This is a genomic window from Verrucosispora sp. WMMD573, assembly GCF_027497175.1.
GTDB lineage: Bacteria > Actinomycetota > Actinomycetes > Mycobacteriales > Micromonosporaceae > Micromonospora.
In genome coordinates this window covers 2925813-2949010 of the sequence record NZ_CP114901.1, presented here as the reverse complement: position 1 = coordinate 2949010, position 23198 = coordinate 2925813, and the positions used below count along the sequence as shown (strand labels likewise).

21 protein-coding genes and 1 pseudogene are annotated in these 23198 nt (G+C 72.3%); 8 read left to right on the top strand and 14 right to left on the bottom strand.

Annotated elements, in window-relative coordinates; genetic code table 11:
* Positions 1 to 435: 435 nt before the first annotated feature.
* The 9 genes and pseudogenes from O7601_RS13590 to rimP form a co-directional block, all read right to left on the bottom strand.
* On the bottom strand, positions 436 to 645 hold the full coding sequence (locus O7601_RS13590; protein ID WP_281566910.1) for a DUF6186 family protein: 210 nt from the start codon (positions 643 to 645) through the stop codon (positions 436 to 438).
* Complete coding sequence (locus O7601_RS13585) at positions 645 to 1052, bottom strand: hypothetical protein (RefSeq protein ID WP_281566909.1); 408 nt, start codon at positions 1050 to 1052, stop codon at positions 645 to 647. Before O7601_RS13585 ends, O7601_RS13590 begins: the two co-directional genes overlap by 1 nt.
* Before the next feature lie 63 nt (positions 1053 to 1115).
* Complete coding sequence (locus O7601_RS13580; RefSeq protein ID WP_281566908.1) at positions 1116 to 2210, bottom strand: bifunctional oligoribonuclease/PAP phosphatase NrnA; 1095 nt, start codon at positions 2208 to 2210, stop codon at positions 1116 to 1118.
* A gap of 92 nt (positions 2211 to 2302) precedes the next feature.
* Positions 2303 to 2800, bottom strand: a complete 498-nt coding sequence (gene rbfA / locus O7601_RS13575; RefSeq protein ID WP_281566503.1) for a 30S ribosome-binding factor RbfA — start codon at positions 2798 to 2800, stop codon at positions 2303 to 2305.
* A gap of 132 nt (positions 2801 to 2932) precedes the next feature.
* A complete protein-coding gene (locus O7601_RS13570) occupies positions 2933 to 3226 on the bottom strand; it encodes a DUF503 domain-containing protein (protein ID WP_281566502.1) in 294 nt (97 codons plus the stop codon).
* 91 nt (positions 3227 to 3317) lie between these two features.
* The gene (gene infB, locus O7601_RS13565; protein WP_281566501.1) at positions 3318 to 6296 is read right to left on the bottom strand and encodes a translation initiation factor IF-2; all 2979 of its coding nucleotides are present in this window, start codon (positions 6294 to 6296) and stop codon (positions 3318 to 3320) included.
* 93 nt (positions 6297 to 6389) lie between these two features.
* Positions 6390 to 6720, bottom strand: a pseudogene (locus O7601_RS13560) (YlxR family protein).
* A gap of 16 nt (positions 6721 to 6736) precedes the next feature.
* Positions 6737 to 7780, bottom strand: a complete 1044-nt coding sequence (gene nusA / locus O7601_RS13555) for a transcription termination factor NusA (protein WP_281566499.1) — start codon at positions 7778 to 7780, stop codon at positions 6737 to 6739.
* Positions 7777 to 8418 carry a ribosome maturation factor RimP gene (rimP, locus tag O7601_RS13550; protein WP_281566498.1) on the bottom strand — a complete coding sequence of 214 codons (642 nt, stop codon included), beginning with the start codon at positions 8416 to 8418 and terminating at the stop codon, positions 7777 to 7779. The genes nusA and rimP overlap by 4 nt, the downstream gene beginning before the upstream one ends.
* A gap of 220 nt (positions 8419 to 8638) precedes the next feature.
* On the opposite strand from rimP, the gene O7601_RS13545 reads away from it, so the two are divergent.
* From O7601_RS13545 to O7601_RS13515, 7 genes are all read left to right on the top strand, one after another.
* Complete coding sequence (locus O7601_RS13545) at positions 8639 to 9091, top strand: hypothetical protein (protein WP_281566907.1); 453 nt, start codon at positions 8639 to 8641, stop codon at positions 9089 to 9091.
* A complete protein-coding gene (locus O7601_RS13540) occupies positions 9088 to 9519 on the top strand; it encodes a ferritin-like domain-containing protein (protein WP_281566497.1) in 432 nt (143 codons plus the stop codon). Before O7601_RS13545 ends, O7601_RS13540 begins: the two co-directional genes overlap by 4 nt.
* 86 nt (positions 9520 to 9605) lie before the next feature.
* Positions 9606 to 10187: a PadR family transcriptional regulator gene (locus tag O7601_RS13535; RefSeq protein WP_281566496.1), complete on the top strand. Its 582-nt coding sequence runs from the start codon at positions 9606 to 9608 to the stop codon at positions 10185 to 10187.
* A gap of 101 nt (positions 10188 to 10288) precedes the next feature.
* The gene (locus O7601_RS13530) at positions 10289 to 11002 is read left to right on the top strand and encodes an ABC transporter ATP-binding protein (protein WP_281566906.1); all 714 of its coding nucleotides are present in this window, start codon (positions 10289 to 10291) and stop codon (positions 11000 to 11002) included.
* Positions 10999 to 13725: an ABC transporter permease gene (locus tag O7601_RS13525; RefSeq protein WP_281566495.1), complete on the top strand. Its 2727-nt coding sequence runs from the start codon at positions 10999 to 11001 to the stop codon at positions 13723 to 13725. The genes O7601_RS13530 and O7601_RS13525 overlap by 4 nt, the downstream gene beginning before the upstream one ends.
* Positions 13726 to 13753: 28 nt before the next feature.
* Complete coding sequence (locus O7601_RS13520) at positions 13754 to 14233, top strand: nitroreductase family deazaflavin-dependent oxidoreductase (RefSeq protein ID WP_281566494.1); 480 nt, start codon at positions 13754 to 13756, stop codon at positions 14231 to 14233.
* A gap of 95 nt (positions 14234 to 14328) precedes the next feature.
* Positions 14329 to 15048, top strand: a complete 720-nt coding sequence (locus O7601_RS13515) for a nucleotidyltransferase domain-containing protein (protein ID WP_281566493.1) — start codon at positions 14329 to 14331, stop codon at positions 15046 to 15048.
* Position 15049: 1 nt separating this feature from the next.
* Here O7601_RS13515 and O7601_RS13510 read toward each other — a convergent pair whose 3' ends face one another.
* Together O7601_RS13510 and map are read right to left on the bottom strand one after the other, a co-directional pair.
* On the bottom strand, positions 15050 to 15766 hold the full coding sequence (locus tag O7601_RS13510; RefSeq protein ID WP_281566492.1) for a VIT1/CCC1 transporter family protein: 717 nt from the start codon (positions 15764 to 15766) through the stop codon (positions 15050 to 15052).
* Complete coding sequence (gene map, locus O7601_RS13505; RefSeq protein ID WP_281566491.1) at positions 15763 to 16620, bottom strand: type I methionyl aminopeptidase; 858 nt, start codon at positions 16618 to 16620, stop codon at positions 15763 to 15765. Before map ends, O7601_RS13510 begins: the two co-directional genes overlap by 4 nt.
* Before the next feature lie 94 nt (positions 16621 to 16714).
* Here map and O7601_RS13500 point away from each other — a divergent pair, with 94 nt between their 5' ends.
* The gene (locus O7601_RS13500) at positions 16715 to 17029 is read left to right on the top strand and encodes an STAS domain-containing protein (RefSeq protein WP_281566490.1); all 315 of its coding nucleotides are present in this window, start codon (positions 16715 to 16717) and stop codon (positions 17027 to 17029) included.
* A 22-nt stretch (positions 17030 to 17051) separates the two neighbouring features.
* Here O7601_RS13500 and O7601_RS13495 read toward each other — a convergent pair whose 3' ends face one another.
* The 3 genes from O7601_RS13495 to O7601_RS13485 all read right to left on the bottom strand — a co-directional run bounded on the left by O7601_RS13495 (position 17052) and on the right by O7601_RS13485 (position 23058).
* Positions 17052 to 20759, bottom strand: a complete 3708-nt coding sequence (locus O7601_RS13495) for a SpoIIE family protein phosphatase (protein WP_281566489.1) — start codon at positions 20757 to 20759, stop codon at positions 17052 to 17054.
* A gap of 173 nt (positions 20760 to 20932) precedes the next feature.
* Positions 20933 to 21700 (bottom strand): 3-oxoacyl-ACP reductase, encoded by a 768-nt coding sequence (locus O7601_RS13490; RefSeq protein ID WP_281566488.1) that lies wholly within the window; start codon positions 21698 to 21700, stop codon positions 20933 to 20935.
* A gap of 2 nt (positions 21701 to 21702) precedes the next feature.
* Positions 21703 to 23058: an aldehyde dehydrogenase family protein gene (locus O7601_RS13485; protein ID WP_281566487.1), complete on the bottom strand. Its 1356-nt coding sequence runs from the start codon at positions 23056 to 23058 to the stop codon at positions 21703 to 21705.
* Between the last annotated feature and the right edge of the window lie 140 nt (positions 23059 to 23198).

Here is a 23198-nt window from a genome sequence, read left to right as displayed (position 1 = left end):
ACGACGCAGAAGAACGAACGGACCGGCGGTGACGTCGTACGCGTCGGCGGCGGGACGTCACCGCCGGTCGAACACCGTCACTGACGGGTGTCCATGGAGGTCTGCAGGGCGCGACGGGCCTGCTCACGGGCCTCGTCAGTGGTCTCGGGCTTGGGCTTGGCGGCCATGGTGAAACCCCTTCCAGGGCACGCGTCCACCGAGCGCGGCGGCGCGTCACGGGCGGTGCTACGACTGTCGCCCGAGAGCCGGTACCGGGGTCGCCGGAACGGCGGATGGGCGGCCTGGTGGCCCGGGTCGATGAACCCTGGAATGGAGCGGCACCGGATATGGCTCCGCCCCTGACCTGCGCCGAAAGCGGCGCCAGCCGTTTCCCAAGTTATCGTTCAGGTCCACATGGTGCGCCCTGTTCCCGCAATCTGGACGGGTCGAATTCCGTCAACGAGCCAGGAAGTGCCAGCCGATCCACCACCAGAAGCCGAACAGCCCGATCCGGCCCACCGGCACCGGACCGACCTCGTACCGCATGACGTACGCACAGAGTTCGCCGAGGGTCGGAATCTTCGAGCCCTCCCGCCGGGCCAGCCACTCGACCAGCCCGAACAGTGCCATCCCGAGCAGGAAACCGCCGATCGCCAACGCCCGCATCATCGCCGCACCAGCCCCCAGAACGCCGACAGCCACACCAACCAGGCCGCGGAACGGACCAGACGGTCCTCCAGCAGCGGGTCGGCCAGCAGCGAGAAGGTGGGGAAATCGTCACCGGCCGCCGCGATGAAGGTGGCCCCCTCGAAGATCCCGAAGACCATCACCGGCAGCGCCCACCAGACCGCGCCGGATGGCAACCGCTCGGGCGCCGGACGGGCCTGCACGCGCTTGGTCAGGCCGAGCCAGATCAGCACCCCGCCGGCACCGAACACATAGACGTTCGCCTCGGTAGAGAAGGACGTGAAGCGCCCGCCCACCAGGGAGAGAGCGACAAGCACCGGCACGCAGACGACCGGCCGCTCCCAGGTGCGGGGGGTGTCGACGGTGAGATCGTGGGACTGCTCCATCATCCGATTCTCCCCGCCCTGTCCAGGTGCCGAAGCGTCGACGCCCCGGAGCCGACCCTGAAATCACCCCTGCTGGTCGGTGCCGCTCCTCGGGGCGTACGCCCGCAACTGGCTCCTGATTTGCTCGATGACCTCGTCCACCGTGCCCCGGCCGGTGAAGCCGGCGGCCAGCCGGTGCCCACCGCCGCCCAGCGCAACGGCCACCCGGCTCACGTCCGTCGCGCCCTTACTGCGCAGGGACACCGCCCAGACGGCCGGCGCGGTCTGCTTGACCACGCAACTCACGTCGGCCTCGGCGGTGCAGCGCACCGGATCGATGAGCGCCTCCAGGACGTACGGCCGCTGCTCGTGGCGGGCCAGGTCGTCCAGGGTCGCGTACGTCCAGACCAGGCCGTGCCCGCCGGCCTCGTCGGGCTCCAGCCGGGCTCGCCCGAGCACCTCACCGAAGAGCCGTACCGCGCCGAACGGCCGGCTGTCGAACACCCGCCGCGAGATGTCACCCGGACGGATCCCGGTCGCCAACAGCCGGGCTGCCATCTCGTGCACCGCCGGGGTGGTCGCGTCGAACCGGAACGATCCGGTGTCGGTGCTCAGCGCCACGTACAGACATTCGGCGATGCCGGCGTCCAACGGCACGCCGAGGCGGTCCAATAGCTGTTCGGCGAGCACGGAGGTCGCCGCTGCCGCCGGGTCGACCAGGTTCACATCGCCGAAACCACGGTTCGAGGCGTGATGGTCGAGCACCAGCGCGGTGCCCTTCCCGGTCAACCGGTCGGCCAGCTCACCGAGGCGCGACTCACTCGCCGCGTCGAAGCAGATGACCAGGTCCGGCTCGGGTTCCACCGCGGCCTCGGGCACCAGCAGCTCCAGACCGGGCAGGCCGGACAGCGGCTCGGGCACCTCCGGCGGACCGGGAAAGGTGGCCTGCAATCGGCGTACGCCGAGTCGCCGCAGCCCGAGCGCGAAGCCGAGCATGCTGCCCAGCGCGTCGCCGTCCGGGTTGACGTGGCAGATCAGCAGCACCCGACCGTCGGCGGGCAGCTGGCGGATCGCGGTCACCGCAGCGGTCCAGTCGGCCTCGGTCGGCCCGGCGGACGCCGGCGCGGAGGGATGCGACCCGGCCGGTTCGACCGGGCCGCGCGGACCGGCGGGCGTCACCGGAGCCGGCCGACCGTCGGCGGCCCGGCCGGGGCCGGGCTGCCGCCGCACGGCGGGATCCGGCTCGGTCACGGCACCACCGGAGGGGGCGGTCACCGACGATCCCCGCCCCGGGCATCGTCAACGGTCCCGCCGGGCTCGTCCTCGTCGTCGGCGCCGTCCTCGTCCTCGTCCTCATCGAGGCGGTACGGCTGTGCCTCACCGGCGTACTCGGCCCGCGCCGCCAGGCGCTGCACCTCGGCGTCGGCGTTGCGGGCCGCGGCGAGCAGGTCGTCGATGTGCTTGACCTGATCCTGCACGTCGTCCAGAACGAAGGTCAGCGTCGGCGAGTGGCGCAGCCCGAGCGCCTTGCCGACCGTGCTGCGCAGCATGCCCTTGGCGCTGTCCAGCGCGGCGGCGGTGCCCGCCTGGGCCGCCGCGTCGCCGAGCACGGTGTAGAAGACCGTGGCGTCCCGCAGGTCGGCGGTGATCCGGGCGTCGGTGATGGTGATCATGCCCAGTCGGGGATCCTTGATCTGACTCCGCACCACCGACGCGACCAGTTCGCGTACCCGCTCCGCGTGCCGGCGTACCTTGGCCGCATCCGTCATCTCCGCCACCTCCACGGCGTCCCGCTACCGGCCGGGACCGGCGACGCCGGCGTCACCGGAGCCCGCACCGACCCCAACACTCGAACCCTACCCGCGCCGTCCGCCCCGGCGTGCGGGGCGGCGGCCAACGGCTCAGTCGTCGTCGCCGTGCAACCGGCGGCGCACCGACAGCAGTTCGACCTCCGGACGACTCGCGACCAGCCGCTCGCACGAGTCGAGCACCTCGCGGCCATGTGCCGCCTCGGCGGCCACCACCGCCACGCCGATCTCCGCTCGTCCGTGCAGGTCGAGCGCCCCCACCTCGGCTGCCGACACGTCGAACCGGCGGAGCGCCGCGACGATCGGCCGTACGTACGACCTCTTGGCCTTCAGCGACCGGGAGTCCCCCGGCAGCAGCAGGTCGAATACTGCGGTTGCGGTGTACATCGTCTGGGGACACTACCCGCACCCCACCCCGCATGATCAAGGGGTTTACGCCGGTCGGCGTAAACCCCTTGATCAGTGCGTCACCGCAGGATCAGGCGCGAACCTTCTCCCGCATCTCGAAGGTCTCGATCACGTCGCCGACCTGGACGTTGTTGTAACCACCCAGGGTCAGACCACACTCGAAGCCCTCCCGGACCTCCGTCGCGTCGTCCTTGAACCGCTTGAGCGAGCTGATCGTGAGGTTGTCCGCCACGACCGTGCCGTCGCGCAGCAGGCGCGCCTTCGCGTTCCGTCGGATGACACCCGACCGGACGATGCAACCGGAGATGTTTCCGATCTTGGACGAGCGGAACACGTCGCGGATCTCCGCGGTGCCGAGCTCGACCTCCTCGTACTCCGGCTTGAGCAGGCCCTTGAGCGCCGCCTCGATCTCCTCGATGGCCTGGTAGATGACGGTGTAGTACCGGATCTCCACGCCCTCGCGGTCGGCCATCTCGCGGACCTTGTTGGAGGCCCGCACGTTGAAGCCGATGATCGTGACCGGCTCGGACGAGGCGCTCGCGAGCATGATGTTGCTCTCGGTGATCGAGCCCACGCCCCGGTCGAGGACCTTGAGCTGAACCTCCTCGGGAATGTCGAGGTTGAACAGCGCGTCCTCCAGGGCCTCCACCGAACCGGAGACGTCACCCTTGAGGATGAGGTTGAGCGACGTCTTCTCGCCCTCCTTGAGCTGCTCCATGAGCGTCTCAAGGGTGGCCCGGCCACGGGAGTTGGCGAACGCCGCCGCCCGCCGACGAGCCTGCCGCTGCTCGGCGATCTGCCGCACCGTGCGGTCGTCCGCCGCAGCGAGGAAGGTGTCGCCCGCCCCCGGCACCGCGGTCAGACCGAGGACCATGACCGGACGCGCCGGACCCGCCTCGGTGACCTGGTTGCCGTTCTCGTCGAGCATCGCCCGGACCCGGCCGTGCGCCCCACCGGCGACGATCGAGTCGCCCGCCCGCAGGGTGCCCTTCTGCACCAGCACCGTCGCGACCGCACCACGGCCCTTGTCCAGGTGTGCCTCGATGGCCACACCCTGCGCCGGCCCGTCGGTCGGAGCGGTCAGCTCCAGCGACGCGTCGGCGGTGAGCAGCACCGCTTCGAGCAGTTCCTCGATGCCGATGCCGGGCTTCGCGGCCACGTTCACGAACATGGTCTCGCCGCCGTACTCCTCGGCGACCAGGCCGTACTCGGTCAGCTGCTGGCGGACCTTGTCCGGGTTCGCCTCCGGCTTGTCGACCTTGTTGACCGCGACCACGATCGGCACCTCGGCCGCCTTGGCGTGGTTCAACGCCTCGATGGTCTGCGGCATGACACCGTCGTCGGCCGCGACCACCAGGATCACGATGTCCGTCACCTGGGCGCCACGGGCACGCATGGCGGTGAACGCCTCGTGACCCGGGGTGTCGATGAAGGTCACCGCGCGGTCCTCGCCCTCGTGCGGCACGTGGACCTGGTAGGCACCGATGTGCTGGGTGATGCCTCCGGCCTCACCGGCGACGACGTTCGCCTTACGGATCGCGTCGAGCAGCTTGGTCTTACCGTGGTCGACGTGACCCATGACGGTCACCACCGGCGCCCGGCTGACCAGGCGGTCCTCCGCGACCTCGGCGTCAAGGTCGATGTTGAACTGCGCGAGCAGCTCGCGGTCCTCGTCCTCCGGGCTGACGATCTGCACGTTGAAGCCGAGGTGCTCGCCCAGCAGCAGCAGCGTGTCGTCGGAGCACGACTGGGTCGCCGTGACCATCTCGCCCAGGTTGAACATCTCCTGGACCAGCGAACCCGGGTTGGCGTTGATCTTGTCGGCGAAGTCCGACAGCGAGGCGCCACGGGAGAGCCGTACCGTCTGCCCCTGACCCCGGGGAGCACCCGAGCTCATGGTCGGAGCCGACAGGTTGTCGAACTCCTGTCTGCGCTGCTTCTTGGACTTGCGACCACGGGTCGGCTTGCCACCCGGACGCCCGAAGGCACCCGCGGCGCCGCCGCCACGGCCACGGCCACCGCCACCGGGACGACCGCCGCCACCGGCCGGCGCGCCCGGGCGGAATCCGCCGCCACCGCCGCCGCCGGGACCGCCGCGGTAGCCACCACCACCGCCACCGCCGCCGCCGGGACCGCCACGGTAGCCACCACCACCGCCGCCACCCGGACCGCCACGGTAGCCACCGCCACCGCCGCCACCCGGACGACCGGCGCCGCCACCGGGCCGACCGGCGCCCGGACCACCGGGACGACCCGGACGCTGGCTCGGCATCGAGGCCGGACTGGGCCTTGGCGGCATCGAGGCCGGACTGGGCCGCGGCGGCATCGAGGCCGGACTGGGCCGGGACCCACCGCCACCAGCGGCCGGTGGCCGCTGCTGCTGGCTGCCCTGGATACCGAACGGGTTGTTACCGGCGCCGCGCGCCGGCGGGCGACCCTGCCGGCCGCCCGGGCCCGGGTTGGTTCCACCGGGTCGACCCGCGGCCGGAGAACCCGGGCGGGGCGGCATCGCGCCGGGACCGGGTCGGGGACCCGGACGGGCACCACCGTCGGCCGGGGGCTCCCGGCGGACGTTCTCCCGCTGCTGCTGGCGGGCGGCCTGGGCGGCCTTGACCGCGGCCTCCTGCTCAGCCTTCAATGCGGCGGCACGCGCCTCGGCGGCGGCCACCTCGATGTCGTGAGCACTCGCCGGCTTGGCGACCGGGGCCGCCGCTGGCGGCGGACCGGGCACCGGACCCTTCGGCTTCGGCCCGGGCACCGCCGGACGCCGAGGCGGCGTCGGTTTGGCGGTGACCCGAGGCTCGCCGGGGGTCGGCGACGGGGTCGGTGCTGCCGCCGTCGGAGCCGGTGCGGCCGGCGGCGCAGCCGCCGGTGCACCGGGGCCACCCGAGGCGACGAAGGCGTTGCGCAGCCGTCGGGCGACAGGCGCCTCTACGGTGCTCGACGCGGACTTGACGAACTCGCCCATCTCCTTGAGCTTGGCGAGTACGGTCTTGCTTTCGACCCCGAGCTCTTTTGCAAGCTCGTGTACGCGGGCCTTACCTGCCACTGCACTCCTCACTCCGAGGTCGTGCGGGCAGCACCCGCAGCGACCTCACTCGTGCACTTGAAGCCTGATCATTTCTGGGACTTCATCGTGTGCTCATGTCGGTCGTCCTACCTTGCTAGCGGCCCTCGTCCGGTCGGGTGACCGGACGTGGTGGTTGACGCGTCAGGTACTCCGCGAGGGCCCCGTCATCCGGGGCCCCGGCGATGCGCAGCGCGCGCCCGAAGGCACGACGCCGCACTGCCTGCGCGAAGCAGGCCGGATCCGGGTGCATGTTCGCTCCCCGACCCGGCAGTCTGCGGGCCGGATCGGGTCGGAGGCTGAAACCAGCCTCGTCGCCAATCGCGACGATCCGCAGCAATTCACTGGCCGGTGCGCGCCGTCGACAACCCACACAGGTGCGCTCCGGCAGCGCGCGTCGTGCCACTGGTGGAAGTCTACCCCTAGCTACCCGACACCGCTCCGCCCGGTTCCCGGACGTGATCAGCTTCGGATGGCGCGGCGGGCATGGCCGGTTCGGCGTCGGAGCGGATGTCGATCCGCCAACCGGTCAGTCGGGCAGCAAGTCGGGCATTCTGCCCCTCCCGCCCGATCGCAAGCGACAGCTGGAAATCCGGAACCGTCACCCGCGCCGCCCGGTTTGCCAGGTCGACCACCTCGACGCGCAGCGCCTTGGCCGGGGAAAGCGCGTTACCGACGAAGGTCGCCGGATCGTCCGACCAGTCGATGATGTCGATCTTCTCTCCGTGCAGCTCACTCATCACCGCCCGGACCCGCTGACCCATCGGGCCGATGCAGGCGCCCTTGGCGTTGACCCCGGCCGCGGTGGAGCGCACCGCGATCTTCGTACGATGACCCGCCTCGCGGGCGATCGCGCCGATCTCGACCGTGCCGTCGGCGATCTCCGGCACCTCCAGAGCGAAGAGCTTCTTCACCAGGTTCGGGTGCGTACGGGACAACGTGATCTGCGGACCACGCATTCCCTTGGCCACGTGCACCACCACGCAACGGATCCGCTCGCCGTGGGTGTACCGCTCGCCGGGCACCTGCTCCGACTGCGGCAGCACACCCTCCAGCTTGCCCAGGTCGACGGTGACGATGCCCTTCTCGGCCCGTGCCTCGTGCGCCTGCACCACCCCGGTGACCAGGTCACCGTCGCGGCCGACGTACTCACCGAAGTGCACCTCGTCGGTGGCCTCCCGCAGCCGCTGGAGGATCACCTGCTTGGCGGTCATGGCGGCGATCCGGCCGAAGTCGTGCGGGGTGTCGTCCCACTCCCGCTCCACGGTGCCCTCGGCGCCCAACTCCTGGGCGTAGACGAGTGCCGCGCCGGTCTTCCGGTCGATCTCCACCCGGGCGTGCGGCTGGGCACCCTCGGTGTGCCGGTACGCGGTCAGCAGCGCGGTCTCGATCGCCGCGAGGATCGTGTCGAACGGGATCTCCCGCTCGCGCTCCAGTGCGCGCAGCGCCGCGAGGTCGATGTTCACCTCTCCTCGTCCTCCACATCGTCATCGTCGTCGACGTCTTCTGATTCGGTCAGCTCGTCGAGGCGGGTGAACTCGACCTGCACCCGGCCCGGGCCGAGGTCGGCGTAGACCCACTCCGCACGGTCCGCGTCGGTCTCCAGCACCACCCGCTCGGCGTCGGCGTCGACCACCCGGCCGGTGACCTGCCGGTCACCCCCGGGCTGCCCGGACGACGCGCTACCGCGCACTGTCACCCGGACCAGTCGTCCCACGTTGCGGCGCCAGTGCCGGGGCAGGGTCAGCGGGCGGTCCACGCCCGGCGAACTGACCTCGAGCTGGTACTCGCCCGCGACGATGTCACCGCCGCTCTCCTCGGCCGCGTCCAGGGCGGTGGAAACCGCGCGCGACACGTCGGCCACCGCGTCCAGGTTGATGCCGCCGTCGGCGTCGACGATCACCCGCACGACGTGCCGGCGGCCGGCTCGGGCGACGGTGAGATCCTCCAGGTCGTAGCCGGCGGCCCGCACCACGGGCGCGATCACCGAACGCAGCCGCTCGCGGCGGGCGGCGAGGTCACCACGGGAGGTCTGACCCGGGCGTGCAGCCTGGCCACCGCGGGGTCGCCCCGTCGTCCTGGTGGCACGGCCACGCTGCGTCATCCGTAGAACCCTTCCGCTGCTCGCCGACGCCATGCCGGCACGCCACCGGCGCGGACGCGCCGGTGGCTGCGCAGAGCGTAACGCGCCGCCCGGAGGACGGCCCGGGCGGCGCACCGAGCGCCACCGCCGGACACCCGTCACGGCGATGGTGTTGACTTGTCCGGTGGCGATGGGCAGAACGACTTGGCAGGACGAATCGTCCGCACTTTCCCGACGCGGCCTGCTACGGGCCGGTGCGCTGCTGGCGCTCGGCGGGGCCGCCGCTGGGCTGACCGGTTGCGGCCTGCTCGACCGCGACGAGCCACCGCCGCAGCCCGATCCGCTCGCGCCGCTGCTGGACGAGTCGCTGCGGCTCGCGGCGGGGCTGCGCGCCGCCGCCACCGCCCACCCCGATCTGGCCACCCGGCTGCTCCCCCTTGCCGAGTCGCACGAGGCGCACGCCGCAGAGCTGGCCGAGCTGACCGGTGCGGCAACCGCCTCCGCCACGCCCACGGCCGCCCCGTCGGTCGCGCCGCCGACGGATCGCTCGGCCGCGCTGGCCGAGCTGCGGAAGTCCGAACGCGCCGGCCGGGAGTCGGCGATCGGGGCCTGCGCGGCGGCGCCCGCCGAGCGCGTCGCGCTGCTCGGCTCGATCGCCGCCGCCCGCGCAACCCACCTGGAGGCGCTGCGGTGAGCGAATCCGCCGAGGCGCTCGCCGACGCCCTGACCGCCGAGTACGCCGCCATCTGGGCCTACGGCCCCGTCGGGGTACGACTGACTGGCGCCGAACGCAAGGCGGCGGTGGAGGCGGAAGCCGCCCACCGGGCCCGCCGGGACGCCCTGGTGGTGCAGCTGAGCACCGGCGGCGGCAGTGTCCCGCCGGATCGGGCCGGATACGCGTTGCCCTTCCCGGTGACCGACCGGGCCAGCGCGCTGCGCCTCGCCGTGCAGGTGGAGGAACGTACTGCGGCCTTCTGGCGTGCGGCGCTGCCGGTCAGCTCCGGCGCCGAGCGGGATCGCGCCCTGGCCGCCCTGGTGGAGTACGCGGTACGGGCGACCCGCTGGCGGCGCAGCGCGGGGATCACCCCGGTGACCGTGGCGTTCCCGGGCCGCCCCGGCTGAGCCGGGACCGGCTGACGCACCCGGCGTAGGCGAACTCACGTCCACGCCGGTTGCGGTCCGCATACCAGGTATGCATACTCCGGTCCATGTCCATCCGCCACGGCCTGCTCGCCCTGCTCGAACGCGGGCAGATGTACGGCTATCAGCTCCGGGCCGCCTTCGAGGAGTCGACCGGCGCCACCTGGCCGCTGAACATCGGGCAGGTCTACACCACCCTGTCGCGGTTGGAGCGGGACGGTCTGGTCAGGTCCCTGCCGGAGAGCGAGGCCGGACAACGTCCGTACGAGATCACCGACGCCGGGCGGGCCGACCTGACCCTGTGGTTCGCCACGCCGATCAGCCGCAGCGACCGCCCACGCGACGAGCTGGCGATCAAACTGGCGCTGGCGTTGACCACCCCCGGCGTGGACGTCCGGGCGGTGGTCCAGACGCAACGGACCGCCACCATGCGTACGTTGCAGGAGCTGACCCGGCTGAAGTACTCCAGCGACCGTCCGGAGGATCTGCCCTGGCGGCTGGTGCTGGACGCGATGGTGTTCCAGGCCGAGGCCGAGGTGCGCTGGCTCGACCACTGCGAGAGCAGCCTGGTACGGCACCGCCCCCCGGCCGCCGGCCCAGCGCCCCTCTCCGAGGCGGTGGGCCACAGTGGTGAGGAGGCACGACGGTGACCGCTCCCGGGGGACGCAAGCCAGCCGCCCCCGATCCGCGGGCCGCGTCCGACGCCGCCGCGTCCTCGCCCGGAGCTGGCCCCGAACCAGCCGGCGACACCGTGCTCGACCTGCGTGACGTGCATCGCACCCACGGCAGCGGCCCGGCGGCGGTACACGCCCTGCGCGGGGTGAGCCTGGCCGTCCGCCCCGGCGAACTCGTCGCCGTGATGGGTCCCTCCGGTTCCGGCAAGTCCACCCTGCTCACCCTGGCCGGCGGACTGGACAGCCCGACCGCCGGTGAGGTGCACGTCGAGGGGCAGCCGCTGCACGCCCTGGATCGGCGTGGGCTGGCCAGGCTGCGCCGCCGCCGCATCGGGTACATCTTCCAGAACCTGAACCTCATCGGCAGCCTGACCGCCGTGGAGAACGTCGCTCTCCCCCTCGAACTGGACGGCACCGGGGTACGGGCGGCCCGCCGGCTGGCGCTCGACGCGTTGACCGAGGTGGGTCTGTCGGAGTTGGGTGACCGGTTCCCGGACCAGCTCTCCGGTGGCCAGCAGCAACGCGTCGCCATCGCCCGGGCGTTGGTCGGGCAGCGGCGCCTCGTGCTGGCCGACGAGCCGACCGGCGCGCTGGACTCGCAGACCGGGGAGGCGGTGCTGCGGCTGCTGCGCCGTCGGGTCGACGCGGGGGCCGCCGGGGTGCTGGTGACCCACGAGGCGCGCCATGCGGCCTGGGCCGACCGAGTGGTCTTCCTGCGCGACGGCGTGACTGTCGACTCGACGGCCCCGCTGGCCGGCGTGGAGGCCCTGCTCAGCGGCCGCGGCCGGTGAGCGATCGACCGTCCCGGCCGGCCGGCGGTGCACGGCTGGCCGAGGCGCTCGGATCGTGGCGGGCCGCGCTGCGCATCGCCCGTCGCGAGGCGAAACGGGCCCGCGGGCGTACCGCCCTGGTGCTGGCGATGATCATCCTGCCGGTGCTGGCGTTGAGCTTCGTCGCGGTAAGCGTCGACATGGCCCAGCTGACCCCGAGCGAGGAGTTGGATCGTCGGCTCGGCAGCGCCGACGCGGAACTTCGGGTGGTGGGGCGCGGCCCGGTCGAGCAGAGCTCCGACGGCAGCGGCTGGACCTCCGGAGACCGGGACCAGCCGCTCACCGCCCCGGTCGCCGCGGAGCAGGTCGCCGCGCTGCTGCCCGAGGGCAGCCGGGTGCTGCCGATCCGTCGCTGGGTGCCGTTCAGCGCCTGGCAGGGCGACCGGATCCGCGACGACATCGCCGCCACCGCGATCGACCTGACCGACCCGCTCGGGCGCAGCCTCGCCCGGATCCACCGGGGCCGGGCGCCGGCCGCCGACGACGAGATCGCGGTGAACCTGGCCGCCCGACGCAGCCTCGGTGTCGACCTCGGGGACCGGATCGCCGCCGGGGACGGCAGCCGCACCTGGACGGTCGTCGGCGTGGCCGAACTCCCCGAGCAACTGGCCGCGATGGTGATCCTGCACCCCGCGGGGGCGCCTCCGGAGACCAACCCCGACGAGGTGTTCCTGGCCGATCTGTCCGGCCCGCTCACCGACGACGTCTTCCGGCAGCTCAACCACAACGGCGTCGTGGTCGTCGCCCGGGTACCCGCGCCGCCCGGAAAGCTGTCCCCGTACCTCGACTCGCGAGTCGACGAAATGAACGTGGAGGCGGTCAGCGCCGGCGTCCTCGTCGGCGGACTCGGCCTGCTTGAAGTGGTGCTGCTGGTCGGGCCGGCGTTCGCCGTCGGGGTACGCCGTCGGCGACGGGAACTGGCTCTGGTGGCGGTCGCCGGTGGCGACGCGGTGCAGCTGCGCCGAGTGGTGCTCGCCGACGGCGTGGTGCTGGGTGGGGTCGGTGCCGTGACCGGGATCGTGCTCGGCGTGACCGCCGCCATCGCCGGCCGGCCCCTGGTCGAGGAGTTCGTCTTCTCGCAGCGGTTCGGCGGCTACCGCGTCTGGCCAGCTGCCCTGGTCGTGATCGCGCTGGTCGCGGTGCTGGCCGGAATCCTGGCCGCGCTGGCACCGGCGTGGACGGCCGCCCGGCAGGACGTCGTGGCCGGCCTCGCCGGACGGCGCACCCCGCCCGTGCACCGACGCCGGTGGCTCGCCATCGGCATCGCGCTGGCCGCCGGCGGAACCGTCGTGGCCGCGATCGGCGCGGTCGTCACCTCGCAGCCGGTCATCCTCGGCGGGCTGGTCCTGGGCGAGCTGGGTCTGGTGTTCGCCACCCCGACGCTTGTGGGCCTGCTGGCCCGGCTCGGTCGGTTCCTGCCGCTGGCCCCCCGGATCGCGGTCCGCGACGCCAGCCGCAACCGTGCGTCGGCCGCGCCGGCCATCTCCGCCGTGATGGCCGCGGTCGCCGGCAGCGTCGCCCTCGGCCTCTTCCTGGCCAGCGACAACGCCCGCGCCGACCAGCGGAACCAGCCGCTGCTGCCGGAACGCACAGTGCTGGTCACCACCAACGGCGATCCCGCGTCGGACCGGCCACCCACCCTCCACGAGATCAGCGGCCCGGCGCGGAAGCTGCTCGGAGCCGGCACGATCGCCCCGCTGGTGGCGGCCGGCTGCGCGCCGGACTTCTACGCCTGCACGATCACCGCCACCATGCCTGCCGAGCGGGTCTGCCCCTGGCAGCCGTACCAGCCGCTCACCGCAGCCGACCAGCTGCGGGCCCGCGCCGACCCCCGCTGCCGGCACAGCGACGACGAGCCCCAGGGCCCGTACCTGCGGGTCGCCGTGGACGACGGCGCCACGCTGCCGCTGCTCACCGGGGTCGCACCGGCCGAGGTCGAGGCCGCCACCGCCGCGCTGCGCTCGGGCGGCGCGGTGGTCACCGACGCCCGCTTCCTGCGCGACGACCGCCTGGATCTCCGGGTCGAACACGGCGACGAGAAGCGGCCGGCGGAAACCGCCACCGTACCCGGCTACGCGCTGCACACCGGGCTCGGTGAGCACTGGCTGTTGCTCTCCCCCGCCGCCGCCGACCGACTCGGGCTCGCGACCTGGCAGGTCGGCTGGGCGTTGGACGCCCGGCAGCCACCGGACCAGCAGCGCCAGGACGAACTCGTCGCGGCGCTGCGCCCTCTCAGCTCCACGGGGGTCGGGGTGGAGCGCAACCAGAACCACGACGACACCCGGCCGCTGCTGCTGTTGCTGGCGGCGGTCTCCGCGGTGGTCACCGTCGGCGCCGCTGGCATCGCCACCGGTCTGGCCGGCGCCGAGGGACGGGCCGACCTGTCCACCCTCGCCGCGGTCGGCGCGGGGCCAGCCGTACGCCGGCTGCTGTCACTCTGCCAGGCTGGCCTGATCGCGGTGCTCGGCTCCACGTTGGGCATCGTCGCCGGACTCGCCTCGGCCCTGATCGTGCTGGCCTTCACCAACCGGCGGTACGCCGACAGTTGGCCGATCGAGCCGCCCTACCCGTTGGTGATGCCCTGGCTCACCCTGGGTGTGCTGGTGGCGGTGCCGATGGTGGCGATGTTCGGCGCGGCGCTGTTCACCCGGTCCCGGCTACCGATGGAACGCCGTCTGGACTGACCGGCACCCCACCCTCCAGACTGTGCGGATGTCCGTGCTGGGAAGCCTCACCCGCCGGGTCGGCCGGCACCGCTGGTTCGGCGCCACCATCCGGCTGCTGGTACCCGTCGACCGGGCCGTGGGGCGGCTGACCCGGGGCCGGGTGGTGGCCCTCGGGCTCGTACCGTCGCTGGTGATCACCACGACCGGCCGTAAGTCTGGTCGACCGCGCAGCAACCCGCTGCTCTACGTGCCCGACGGCGACGGTTACGTGGTCGTCGGGTCGAACTGGGGCCAGCCCCACCAGCCGGCGTGGTCGCTGAACCTGCTCGCCGAACCGAGGGCTGAGGTGGACGTCAAGGGTCGCCGCATCCCGGTACGCGCCGAGGTGGCCACCGGCGTCGAACGTGACCGGCTGTGGCGGCTGCTGGTCGACGAGTGGCCGGCCTACGAGACGTACGTGGAGCGGGCTGCCGGCCGGGAGATTCGGATCTTCCGGCTGGTGCCCGACGACGCCCGACACACCTGACCCCCGTCGCGGCTCGACCGGGCGCACCGACACAGGCGTTAGGGTGTGCGTGACCAACAGGTCGCTGTGAGTGGCGCGAACGCGGGGTGGTCGGCGTGGGCGATGTCCAGGAACGCCGGGACGATCCCCGCTGGGACGTGGCCGAGCGGGTCGCCGCCGCCGTCCGGCGGCGGTTCCCGGCCGAGGTGCTCGCGGTCGCGGTCCACGGCCCGTTGGCCCACGGCGACGACGACGGTGGTGGCGACGGTGAGGTCGGGATGCTGGTGGTCACCTACCGGCCCGGCACCGGCCCTCCGGCGGCGACCCGCCGGGTGGACGGCGTACTTGTCGACCTGACCGTGATGGCCGCCGAGGAACGGCTGCGCCAGGCCCGGCAGTTGACCAGCCGGTGGCCGCTTACCGCCGACCGCTACGTGACCACGCGGGCCCTGCACGACCCGACCGGGTGGCTGGCCACCCTGCGCGACGAGCACCTCGGCCGCCTGGCCCGGGCTCGCCCGGCCGAGTTCACCTCGGCCGCCCGCAGGGCGTGGTACCGGGGCAGCGCCGCGCACTCCCGGGCCGCCCGGCTGGCCGAGTGGTACGAGACGGACCAGGCCCTGCTGATGCTCGGCGAGGCCCGGCTCGGCGCGGCCACGGTCAGCGGACTGCTCAGCCGCACCTACTTCCGGGACCCGGGCGACGCGATACGGCGTACCGGGCTGGCCGGGGCGGACATGACCGAGGTGGGTGCCGTGCTGGCCCGCCAGTCCGCGGAGCTCACCGCGCGTGGCCGCCCGGTCGACGGCACCATCGACGATCTGCTGGACGGCTGACTCAGCCGAGGCCGCCCGGTACCCCGATCAGCGCGCCGATCAGGTATGTCGCCACCGCGGCGGCGCCGCCGAGCAGCAGTTGGCGCAGCCCGCCGGACCACCACCGACGGTTTGTGAACCGGGCGACGACCGCACCGGCGACGAAGAGCCCGAGCCCGCCGACGGCCAGGGCAAGAGCCAGGCTGGTCGCCCCGAGCAGGTACGGCAGCAGCGGCACCAGCGCGCCGACGGAGAAGCAGAGGAACGACGAGAACGCCGCCGTCCACGGGTTGGGTTGCTCGTCCGGGTTGACGCCCAACTCCTCCTGCACGTGCATCCGCAGCGCCTGCTCCGGCTGGCGGCGTACCGCCTCGGCGACCTGGACGGCGAGGTCCTCGGGCAGCCCCCGGGCAACCCACATGTCGGCGAGCTCGCGGGCCTCGGCCTCCGGGTGACGCTCCAGCTCCCGGCGTTCCTTGGCCACCTCGGCGGCGATCTGCTCGTTGGCCGACCGCACGCTTGTGTACTCACCGAGCGCCATCGAGATGGCGCCGGCCACCAGGCCGGCGGTGCCGGTGAGCACGATCGTGCGGGGCGAGACGCCACCGCCGCCGACGCCGGCGATCAGGGCGATGTTGGTGACCAGGCCATCCATCGCACCGAACACGGCCGGGCGCAGCCAGCCCCCGGACACGTCGGCGTGATGGTGCTCGCGCAGCGCCGCAGGGGTCTCGGTCACGGCAGCGTCAGGATCTCGTGGCCGTCCTCGGTGACCAGCACGGTGTGCTCGAACTGGGCGGTCCACCTGCGGTCCTTGGTGACCACCGTCCAGCCGTCGTCCCAGAGATCGTACTGGTGGGTGCCGAGCGTGATCATCGGCTCGACGGTGAAGGTCATTCCCGGCTCCATCACGTCGGTGGGGCGCGGGCTGTCGTAGTGCGGCACGTAGAGCCCACTGTGGAAGGACTCGCCGATCCCGTGGCCGGTGAAGTCGCGGACCACGCCGTAGCCGAAACGCTTCGCGTACGACTCGATGACCCGGCCGATCACGTTGATCTGCCGACCCGGGGCGACCGCCCGGATCCCCCGCATCATCGCCTCGTGCGTCCGCTCGACCAGCAGCCGATTCTCCTCGGCGACCTCGCCGACGCAGAACGTCGCATCCGTGTCGCCGTGCACCCCACCGATGTACGCGGTGACGTCGACGTTGATGATGTCGCCGTCGACGAGCGGGGTCGAGTCGGGGATGCCGTGGCAGATCACCTCGTTCAGGCTGGTGCAGCAGGACTTCGGGAAGCCCCGGTAGCCCAGGGTCGACGGGTAGGCGCCGTTGTCCACGAGGAAGTCGTGCACCACCCGGTCGATCTCGTCGGTGGTCACGCCGGGCTTGCAGTGCTCGCCCGCCAGCTGCACCGCCTGGGCGGCGATCCGCCCCGCCAGACGCATCTTCTCGATGGTCTCCGGTGTCTGCACATGCGACCCCTGCCAGGGCCGGGGGGCCTTCTTGCCGACGTACTCCGGGCGGGCGATGTGGGCGGGCACCGGCCGCCACGGGGAGAGCGTGCCGGGGGTCAGCGGCGCACGGACGGTCATGACGCAAGCCTATCGCCGCCCGCACAGTGACCCCCACCACCGGCCGGTCCGGGTGGTTGTTGCCCTACCACAAGCGCTGTGTCAAGGTGTCTGCGTGGATCAAGGGGGCGCACCTCCCATCTTCTCCGCCAACGCGGAGACCGATGGTGATCACCTGAGCGTGGTGGTCACCGGCGAGGTCGACATGGCGACCGCCGACACCATGCTCCAGACCGTGCTAAGCGAGCCGGCCGGCCGGGTGACACTCGACCTGCGGGCGGTCACCTTCTTCGACTCGGCGGCCATCCACGCGGTGGTCCGGCTCGCCGGCCACTACCCGGACGCGTTGACGGTGCTGCCGTCCCGACAGGTCAGTCGGGTGTTGGAGATCGCCGGTCTGGGGACGCAGCCCTGGCTGCACCCGGCCTGAGCCGCTCGACCGTCGCTGGCTACTAGCTCAGCTCCCGACGCAATGTGAGCCGTGTCCCCTGCGGGGTCTGCTCGACCGAAAGATCCCCGAGTGCCCGGATCAGCGACAGCCCGCGACCCCGGAAACCCGATCCGGTCGACTCACGCCACCGCCCGCTGTCCGACACCGTCGCCACCACCGTGCGGTCCTCGACCCGCACCTCGACCTCCACCACCGGCTCCGCCGGGTCGACCGGGTGCTCGATTGCGTTGGCCGCTGCCTCGGAAACCGCCACGGTCAGGTCGAACAGGTCCGTCTCGCCCACCCGGTGCGCGACCAGGAAGTCCTCCAGCCGCTTGCGCAGCACACTCAACCGGGTCGGGTCGGCGGGGAGCCGCAGCGCGAACCGGTTGAGTTCGACCGCCTCCAGGGCCAGGACCGCGACGTCGTCCCGTCGGGGCCGGCCGGCGACCCGCGCCACCACCGCGTCGATCAGGTCGGCCACGTGCTCACCGGAGCGGGCCGCGTCGGCGCGCAGCAGGGCCAGCGATTCGTCGATGCCGACCTGACGGTCCTCGATCAGGCCGTCGGTGTAGAGCAGCAGCCGGTCACCGGCCCGCAGCTCGCCGGCGACGGTCTCGTACTCGGTGCCCGCGATGGCACCGACCGGCGGACCGAGCGCCCGGCCGTGCAGGAACGCCACGTCGTCGCCCTGGATCAGCAGGGGCGACGGGTGCCCGGCGCTGGCGTAACGCAGCCGACCCGTGCGGGGGCTGAACCACAGACAGAAGACCGTCGCGAACGAGCGTGACTCGGTGGACCCCACCAACCGGTTCAGCCGGGTCAACGACTCACCCGGGTCGAAACCCTCCAGCACGTACGCGCGCAGCGCGTTGCGGAGCTGACCCATCGCCGCTGCCGCCGGCACGCCCTTGCCGACCACGTCACCGATGATCAGCACGAGTTCGTCGTCGTCGCGGGCCACCACGTCGTACCAGTCGCCGCCGACCTCGACGTCCGCACTGCCGGGCAGGTAGCGGCTGGCCACCACGGCACCGGGCAACTGGGGCAGGGTGCGGGGCAGGAAGCTGTGCTGAAGAGTGGTGGCGATGCGGTGCTCGGCCTCGTAGAGCTGGGCGTTCTCCATGCGTACCCCGACCAGGCGGGCGAGCTGGGTCAGCGCGGCCTCGTCGGCGTCGGCGCTCTCGGCGGCCGGATGCCACACCCGTAGCTCGCCGAGCGGCTGGTCGGCCACCCCGGTCAACGGCAGGACGAAGGACGGCTCGACGCTGCTGGCCCCACCGGCGTCGGCCTCGTAGCGCGTGCCACCGGCGGAGACCGCCACCCGGACGGCCTCGGCGAGACTCAACGCGTGACGGGCGGCGACCTGAAGCACGTCGGCGGTGGATCGGGCGGTGTTTACCGCGACCGCCGCGTCCGCGAGGGCACGCAGCCGGCGGATGATCTGGTTACGCAGCTGGCCGAGGGCCATGTTGGCCCGGACCCGGGCGATCAGCTCCTGCCCGGAGAAGGGCTTGGTGAGGTAGTCGTCGGCACCCACGGACAACCCGGCCACCTCCTCGGCGGAACCGGCGCGGGCGGAGAGCAGCACGATCGGCACGTACCGGGTACGCGGGTCCGCGCGCAGCGCGGCGACCAGACCGAAGCCGTCCAGGCGCGGCATCATCACGTCGGTCAGCACCAGGTCGAAAGGCCGCTCGGTGGCGAGCCGCAGCGCCTCCACCCCGTCGGCGGCGGTACTCACCTGCCAGATGGGCACGAGCAACCGGGTGACGTGCTCGCGCAGGTCGGGATTGTCGTCGACGACCAGCACCCGGCCGGCGGGCGCGGTGCTGAGCGGCCGGGGTCCCCGCGCCGTCGAGACGTCGGCATCCGGCACGGTCGCGGTGTCGGCCGGCGCCGGGCGGGACGCGGCAGCGACCGGACCGGCGGTCCACTGGACGGTCTCGGCGACGAAGAGCGGGGCCTGCCGCGGCTCGCGCTCGCTGTGATCGACGTCGGCCAACCGGTCGGCCGGCAGATGCCCGGTACCGAACGGGATGGTGACCACGAAGGTGCTGCCGACGTCGATCTGGCTCGTGGCGCTGACCCGTCCGCCGTGCATCTCGACCAGTTCCCGCACCAGGGCCAGGCCGATGCCGGTGCCCTCGTGGCTGCGGGAGCGCACCCCCGGCACCCGGTGGAACCGCTCGAACACGTGGGGCAGCTCCCGCGCGGCGATACCCACCCCGGTGTCGGAGACCTCCAACTGGGCGATGCCGCCGACCGCGCGGACCCGGATGCTGATCTCGCCTTCGAAGGTGAACTTGAGGGCGTTCGAGACCAGATTGAGGACGATCTTCTCCCACATGTCCGGGTCGACGAAGACCGGCTCCGCCAACGGCGGACAGTCCACCACCAGCCGCAGCCCGGCGCGCTCGGTGGCGGAGCGGAACGTGCTGGCCAACCGGGAGGTGTAGTCGGCCAGGTCGGTGGGCTCGTAGTGCGCCACCAGCCGCCCGGACTCCAACCGCGAGAAGTCGAGCACCGTGTTGACCAGCTTCAGCAACCGCAACGCGTTGCGGTGCATGACGGTCAGCCGCTGCGTGTGGTCCTCGCTGAGCGCCGGGTCGGCGAGCAGGTCCTCCAGCGGACCCAGCACCAGGGTCAGCGGGGTACGGAACTCGTGGCTCACGTTGGCGAAGAAGTTGGTCTTGGCCAGGTCCAGGGCGGCCAGCTCGGCGGCCCGGGCCCGCTCCTGCTCGTACGCCCGCTGTTTGCCGACCGCCCGGGAGATCTGGGCGGCGACCAGCTCGCAGAAGGTGCGGTAGTCCTCGGTGAGCGGCAGCCGCCGGGCCACTCCCAGCACCAGCAACCCGGCGGGGTCGTTGGTCGCGCTGATCGGCAGCACCATCGCCTCGTCGGCGGCATCGGGCGGAACCTGGCCGAGCAGATCGGCGACGGCCACCGTCGCCGCGACGCCCGTCGCGGCCACCTCAAGGAGCCGGGTGGGCAGCTCGGCCGGGACGGTCGCCGCGCCACTGGCTCCGGCCGGGCGCAGGTGTCCCTCGCTGTCCCGCAGGTAGAGCAGCCCCAGCGGGACGTCGGCCCGATACCTGTCGAGCACCGCCGCCGCAACCCGGCCGAGTTGGTCGGTGTCGACCGGATCGGCCAGTTCCGAGCCGAGTTCGGCCAGCGCGCGCAGCCGGCGTTCGCTGAGCACCCGCCCGGTGGTCTCGCTACAGATGCAGAGCACCCCGCTGATCGCACCGCTCACGTCGCGGATCGGATCGTACGAGACGTCGAAGTAGACATCCTCCACGAAGCCGTGTCGATCAAGCAGGAAGTGATGATCCTGAGCCTGGTACGACTCGCCGCTCCGCAGCACCCCGGTCAGCAGCGGCTCCAGCACGTCCCAGGTTTCCACCCAGTGCTCCCGGGCAGGCTCGCCCAGCACGGCGGGATGCTTGTCGCCGATGGTGGGCCGGTACGCGTCGTTGTAGAAGGCGCGCAGGTCCTCGCCCCAGAACATGGCGATCTGCGCCTTCGAAGCGAGCATGGTGCTGAGGGCGTTGCCCAGCGAGGTGGGCCAACGCTCCGGTGGACCGAGCGGGTTGGCCGACCAGTCGCGGTCGCGCAACAGGGCACCCATCTCGCCGCCACCCGCGAATGCCGCCGCGAGCAGCAACGACATTCCACTTTCCGCTGCGGAAGGCCGATCACTGTCCACGCCCCCCTGGGCCGAGTTCATGCAGCCTCCCCGGCCGTGTCCACGCCGCTCCCGATCACCAAATGCCCTGACCGCCTTCTACCCAGACGGATCAGCAACGTAACGCATACGGCGGCTGGGACGCTGTTCAGCTCCAGGTGAGCGTCGGTGGCGACCCGACCCAGCAAGCTTGCTCACTTTGGGTGCTGGGAAGATCACAGAGGGGTGACGTACGCGCCGGTGATCCCCCCGTCGACCACGAACTGCGCGGCGGTCATGAACGAGGCGTCGTCGCTGGCCAGGAAGGCCACCGCAGCGGCGATCTCGGTCGGTTCACCGAATCGACCCATCGGCACGTGCACCAGCCGGCGGGCGGCCCGCTCCGGATCGGCCGCGAACAGCTCCCGCAGCAGCGGCGTGGCCACCGGCCCCGGGCAGAGGGCGTTGACCCGGATGCCCTCCCGGGCGAACTGCACGCCCAGTTCCCGGGTCAGCGCCAACACACCGCCCTTGCTCGCGGTGTACGCGATCTGGGACGTCGCCGCACCCATCAACGCCACGAAGGAGGCGGTGTTGATGATCGAGCCCCGGCCCTGCCGGCGCATGTGCGGGATGACGTGCTTGCAGCACAGGTAGACGCTCGTGGTGTTCACCCGCAGCACCCGTTCCCAGGCGTCCAGCCCGGTCTCCAGGATGGAGTCGTCGTCCGGCGGGGAGATGCCGGCATTGTTGAACGCCACGTCCACCTGCCCGTACCGCTCGACCACCCCGTCGAAGAGGTCGCGTACCGCCGTCTCGTCGGCCACGTCCGCCGCGACGAAACTCCCGCCCACCTCGTCGGCGGCCCGCTGACCGGCCTCGGTGTCCACGTCGACGCAGACCACCCGGGCGCCCTCGGCAGCGAACCGCCGCACGGTGGCCAGCCCGATACCGCTGGCCGCCCCGGTCACCACGGCCACCCGGTCCTGCAACCGTCCCGACATGCTCACTCCTCCGTGTTGACGAAGACGTTCTTGACGTCGGTGAACGCGTGCAGGGCGTCCGGCCCCAGTTCCCGGCCCAGACCGGAACGCTTCATCCCGCCGAACGGCGTCCAGTACCGCACCGAGGAGTGGGAGTTGACGCTCAGGTTGCCGGCCTCCACGGCCCGGGCCACCCGCAGCGCCCGGCCCACGTCACGGGTCCAGATCGAGCCGGAGAGACCGTACTCGGTGTCGTTGGCCAGCCGGACGGCGTCGGCCTCGTCGTCGAACGGGAGCACCGAGACCACCGGGCCGAAGATCTCCTCCCGCCAGTGACGGTCGCCGGGCGATTCGGCGAGCAGCACGGTCGGTGCGTGCCAGTAGCCGGGGCCGTCGGGCCGTGAGCCGATGAACGCCACCCGCGAGCCGTCGACGTACCCGGCGACCCGGTCCCGCTGCCCGGCCGAGATCAGCGGTCCCATCTCGGTGCTCTCGTCGGCCGGGTCACCCACCCGGAAGGCCCGCACCGCCGGTTCCAGCAGTTCGAGGAAGCGGTCGTACACCCCGCGCTGCACCAGCAGTCGGGACCGGGCGCAGCAGTCCTGGCCGGCATTGTCGAAGACGGCGTACGGCGCGCTGGCCGCGGCGCGCTCCAGGTCGGCGTCGGCGAAGATCAGGTTTGCCGACTTGCCGCCCAACTCCAGGGTCAACCGCTTCACCTGGCTCGCGCAGCCGGCCATGATCCGGGTGCCGACCTCGGTGGATCCGGTGAAGCAGATCTTGCGTACGGCCGGGTGGCTGACGAACCGTTCGCCGACCACCTCGCCCCGCCCCGGCAGCACGGTGAACACACCCTCGGGCAGACCCGCCTGCTCCGCCAGCTCGGCCAGCCGCATCGCGGTCAACGGAGTCAGCTCGGCGGGCTTGAGCACCACCGTGTTGCCGGCCGCGAGCGCGGGAGCGAAGCCCCAGGCGGCGATGGGCATGGGAAAGTTCCACGGCACGATCACCCCGACCACGCCGAGCGGTTCGTGGAAGGTGACGTCCAGCCCGCCCGGCACCGGGATCTGCCGCCCGGTGAGCCGTTCCGGCGCCCCCGCGTAGTAGTCCAGCACGTCCCGGACGTTGCCCGCTTCCCAGCGGGCGTTGCCGATGGTGTGGCCGGCGTTGGCCACCTCCAACCGCGCCAACTCCTCCAGGTGCTCGTCCACCACCGCCGCGAACCGCCGCAGCAACCGTCCCCGGTCCCCCGCGCTTACCCCCCGCCACCGCTCGAACGCCCGCCCCGCCCGCGCAACCGCCGCATCAACCTCCCCAACCGAACTCTCCCCCACCTCCCGCAAAACCACCCCACGAGCCGGATCCCATACCTCACCCACCCACCCTCACCCCACCCCACCCCACCCCACCCTCACCCCACCCACCCTTCGCCCACCCATTCTTCGCTGATCATGCAGTTGTGGCACGGGAGAAAAGCCACCTACCGCCGCACTTCGGGTACCACAAGTGCATGATCGCG

Coding starts and splice junctions, on each gene's coding strand:
- O7601_RS13590 (WP_281566910.1), bottom strand. CDS start 645: ATGCGGGCGTTGGCGATCGGCGGTTTCCTGCTCGGGATGGCACTGTTC.
- O7601_RS13585 (WP_281566909.1), bottom strand. CDS start 1,052: ATGGAGCAGTCCCACGATCTCACCGTCGACACCCCCCGCACCTGGGAG.
- rbfA (WP_281566503.1), bottom strand. CDS start 2,800: ATGACGGATGCGGCCAAGGTACGCCGGCACGCGGAGCGGGTACGCGAA.
- O7601_RS13570 (WP_281566502.1), bottom strand. CDS start 3,226: ATGTACACCGCAACCGCAGTATTCGACCTGCTGCTGCCGGGGGACTCC.
- rimP (WP_281566498.1), bottom strand. CDS start 8,418: ATGACGCAGCGTGGCCGTGCCACCAGGACGACGGGGCGACCCCGCGGT.
- O7601_RS13535 (WP_281566496.1), top strand. CDS start 9,606: ATGTCCATCCGCCACGGCCTGCTCGCCCTGCTCGAACGCGGGCAGATG.
- O7601_RS13520 (WP_281566494.1), top strand. CDS start 13,754: ATGTCCGTGCTGGGAAGCCTCACCCGCCGGGTCGGCCGGCACCGCTGG.
- map (WP_281566491.1), bottom strand. CDS start 16,620: ATGACCGTCCGTGCGCCGCTGACCCCCGGCACGCTCTCCCCGTGGCGG.
- O7601_RS13495 (WP_281566489.1), bottom strand. CDS start 20,759: ATGAACTCGGCCCAGGGGGGCGTGGACAGTGATCGGCCTTCCGCAGCG.
- O7601_RS13490 (WP_281566488.1), bottom strand. CDS start 21,700: ATGTCGGGACGGTTGCAGGACCGGGTGGCCGTGGTGACCGGGGCGGCC.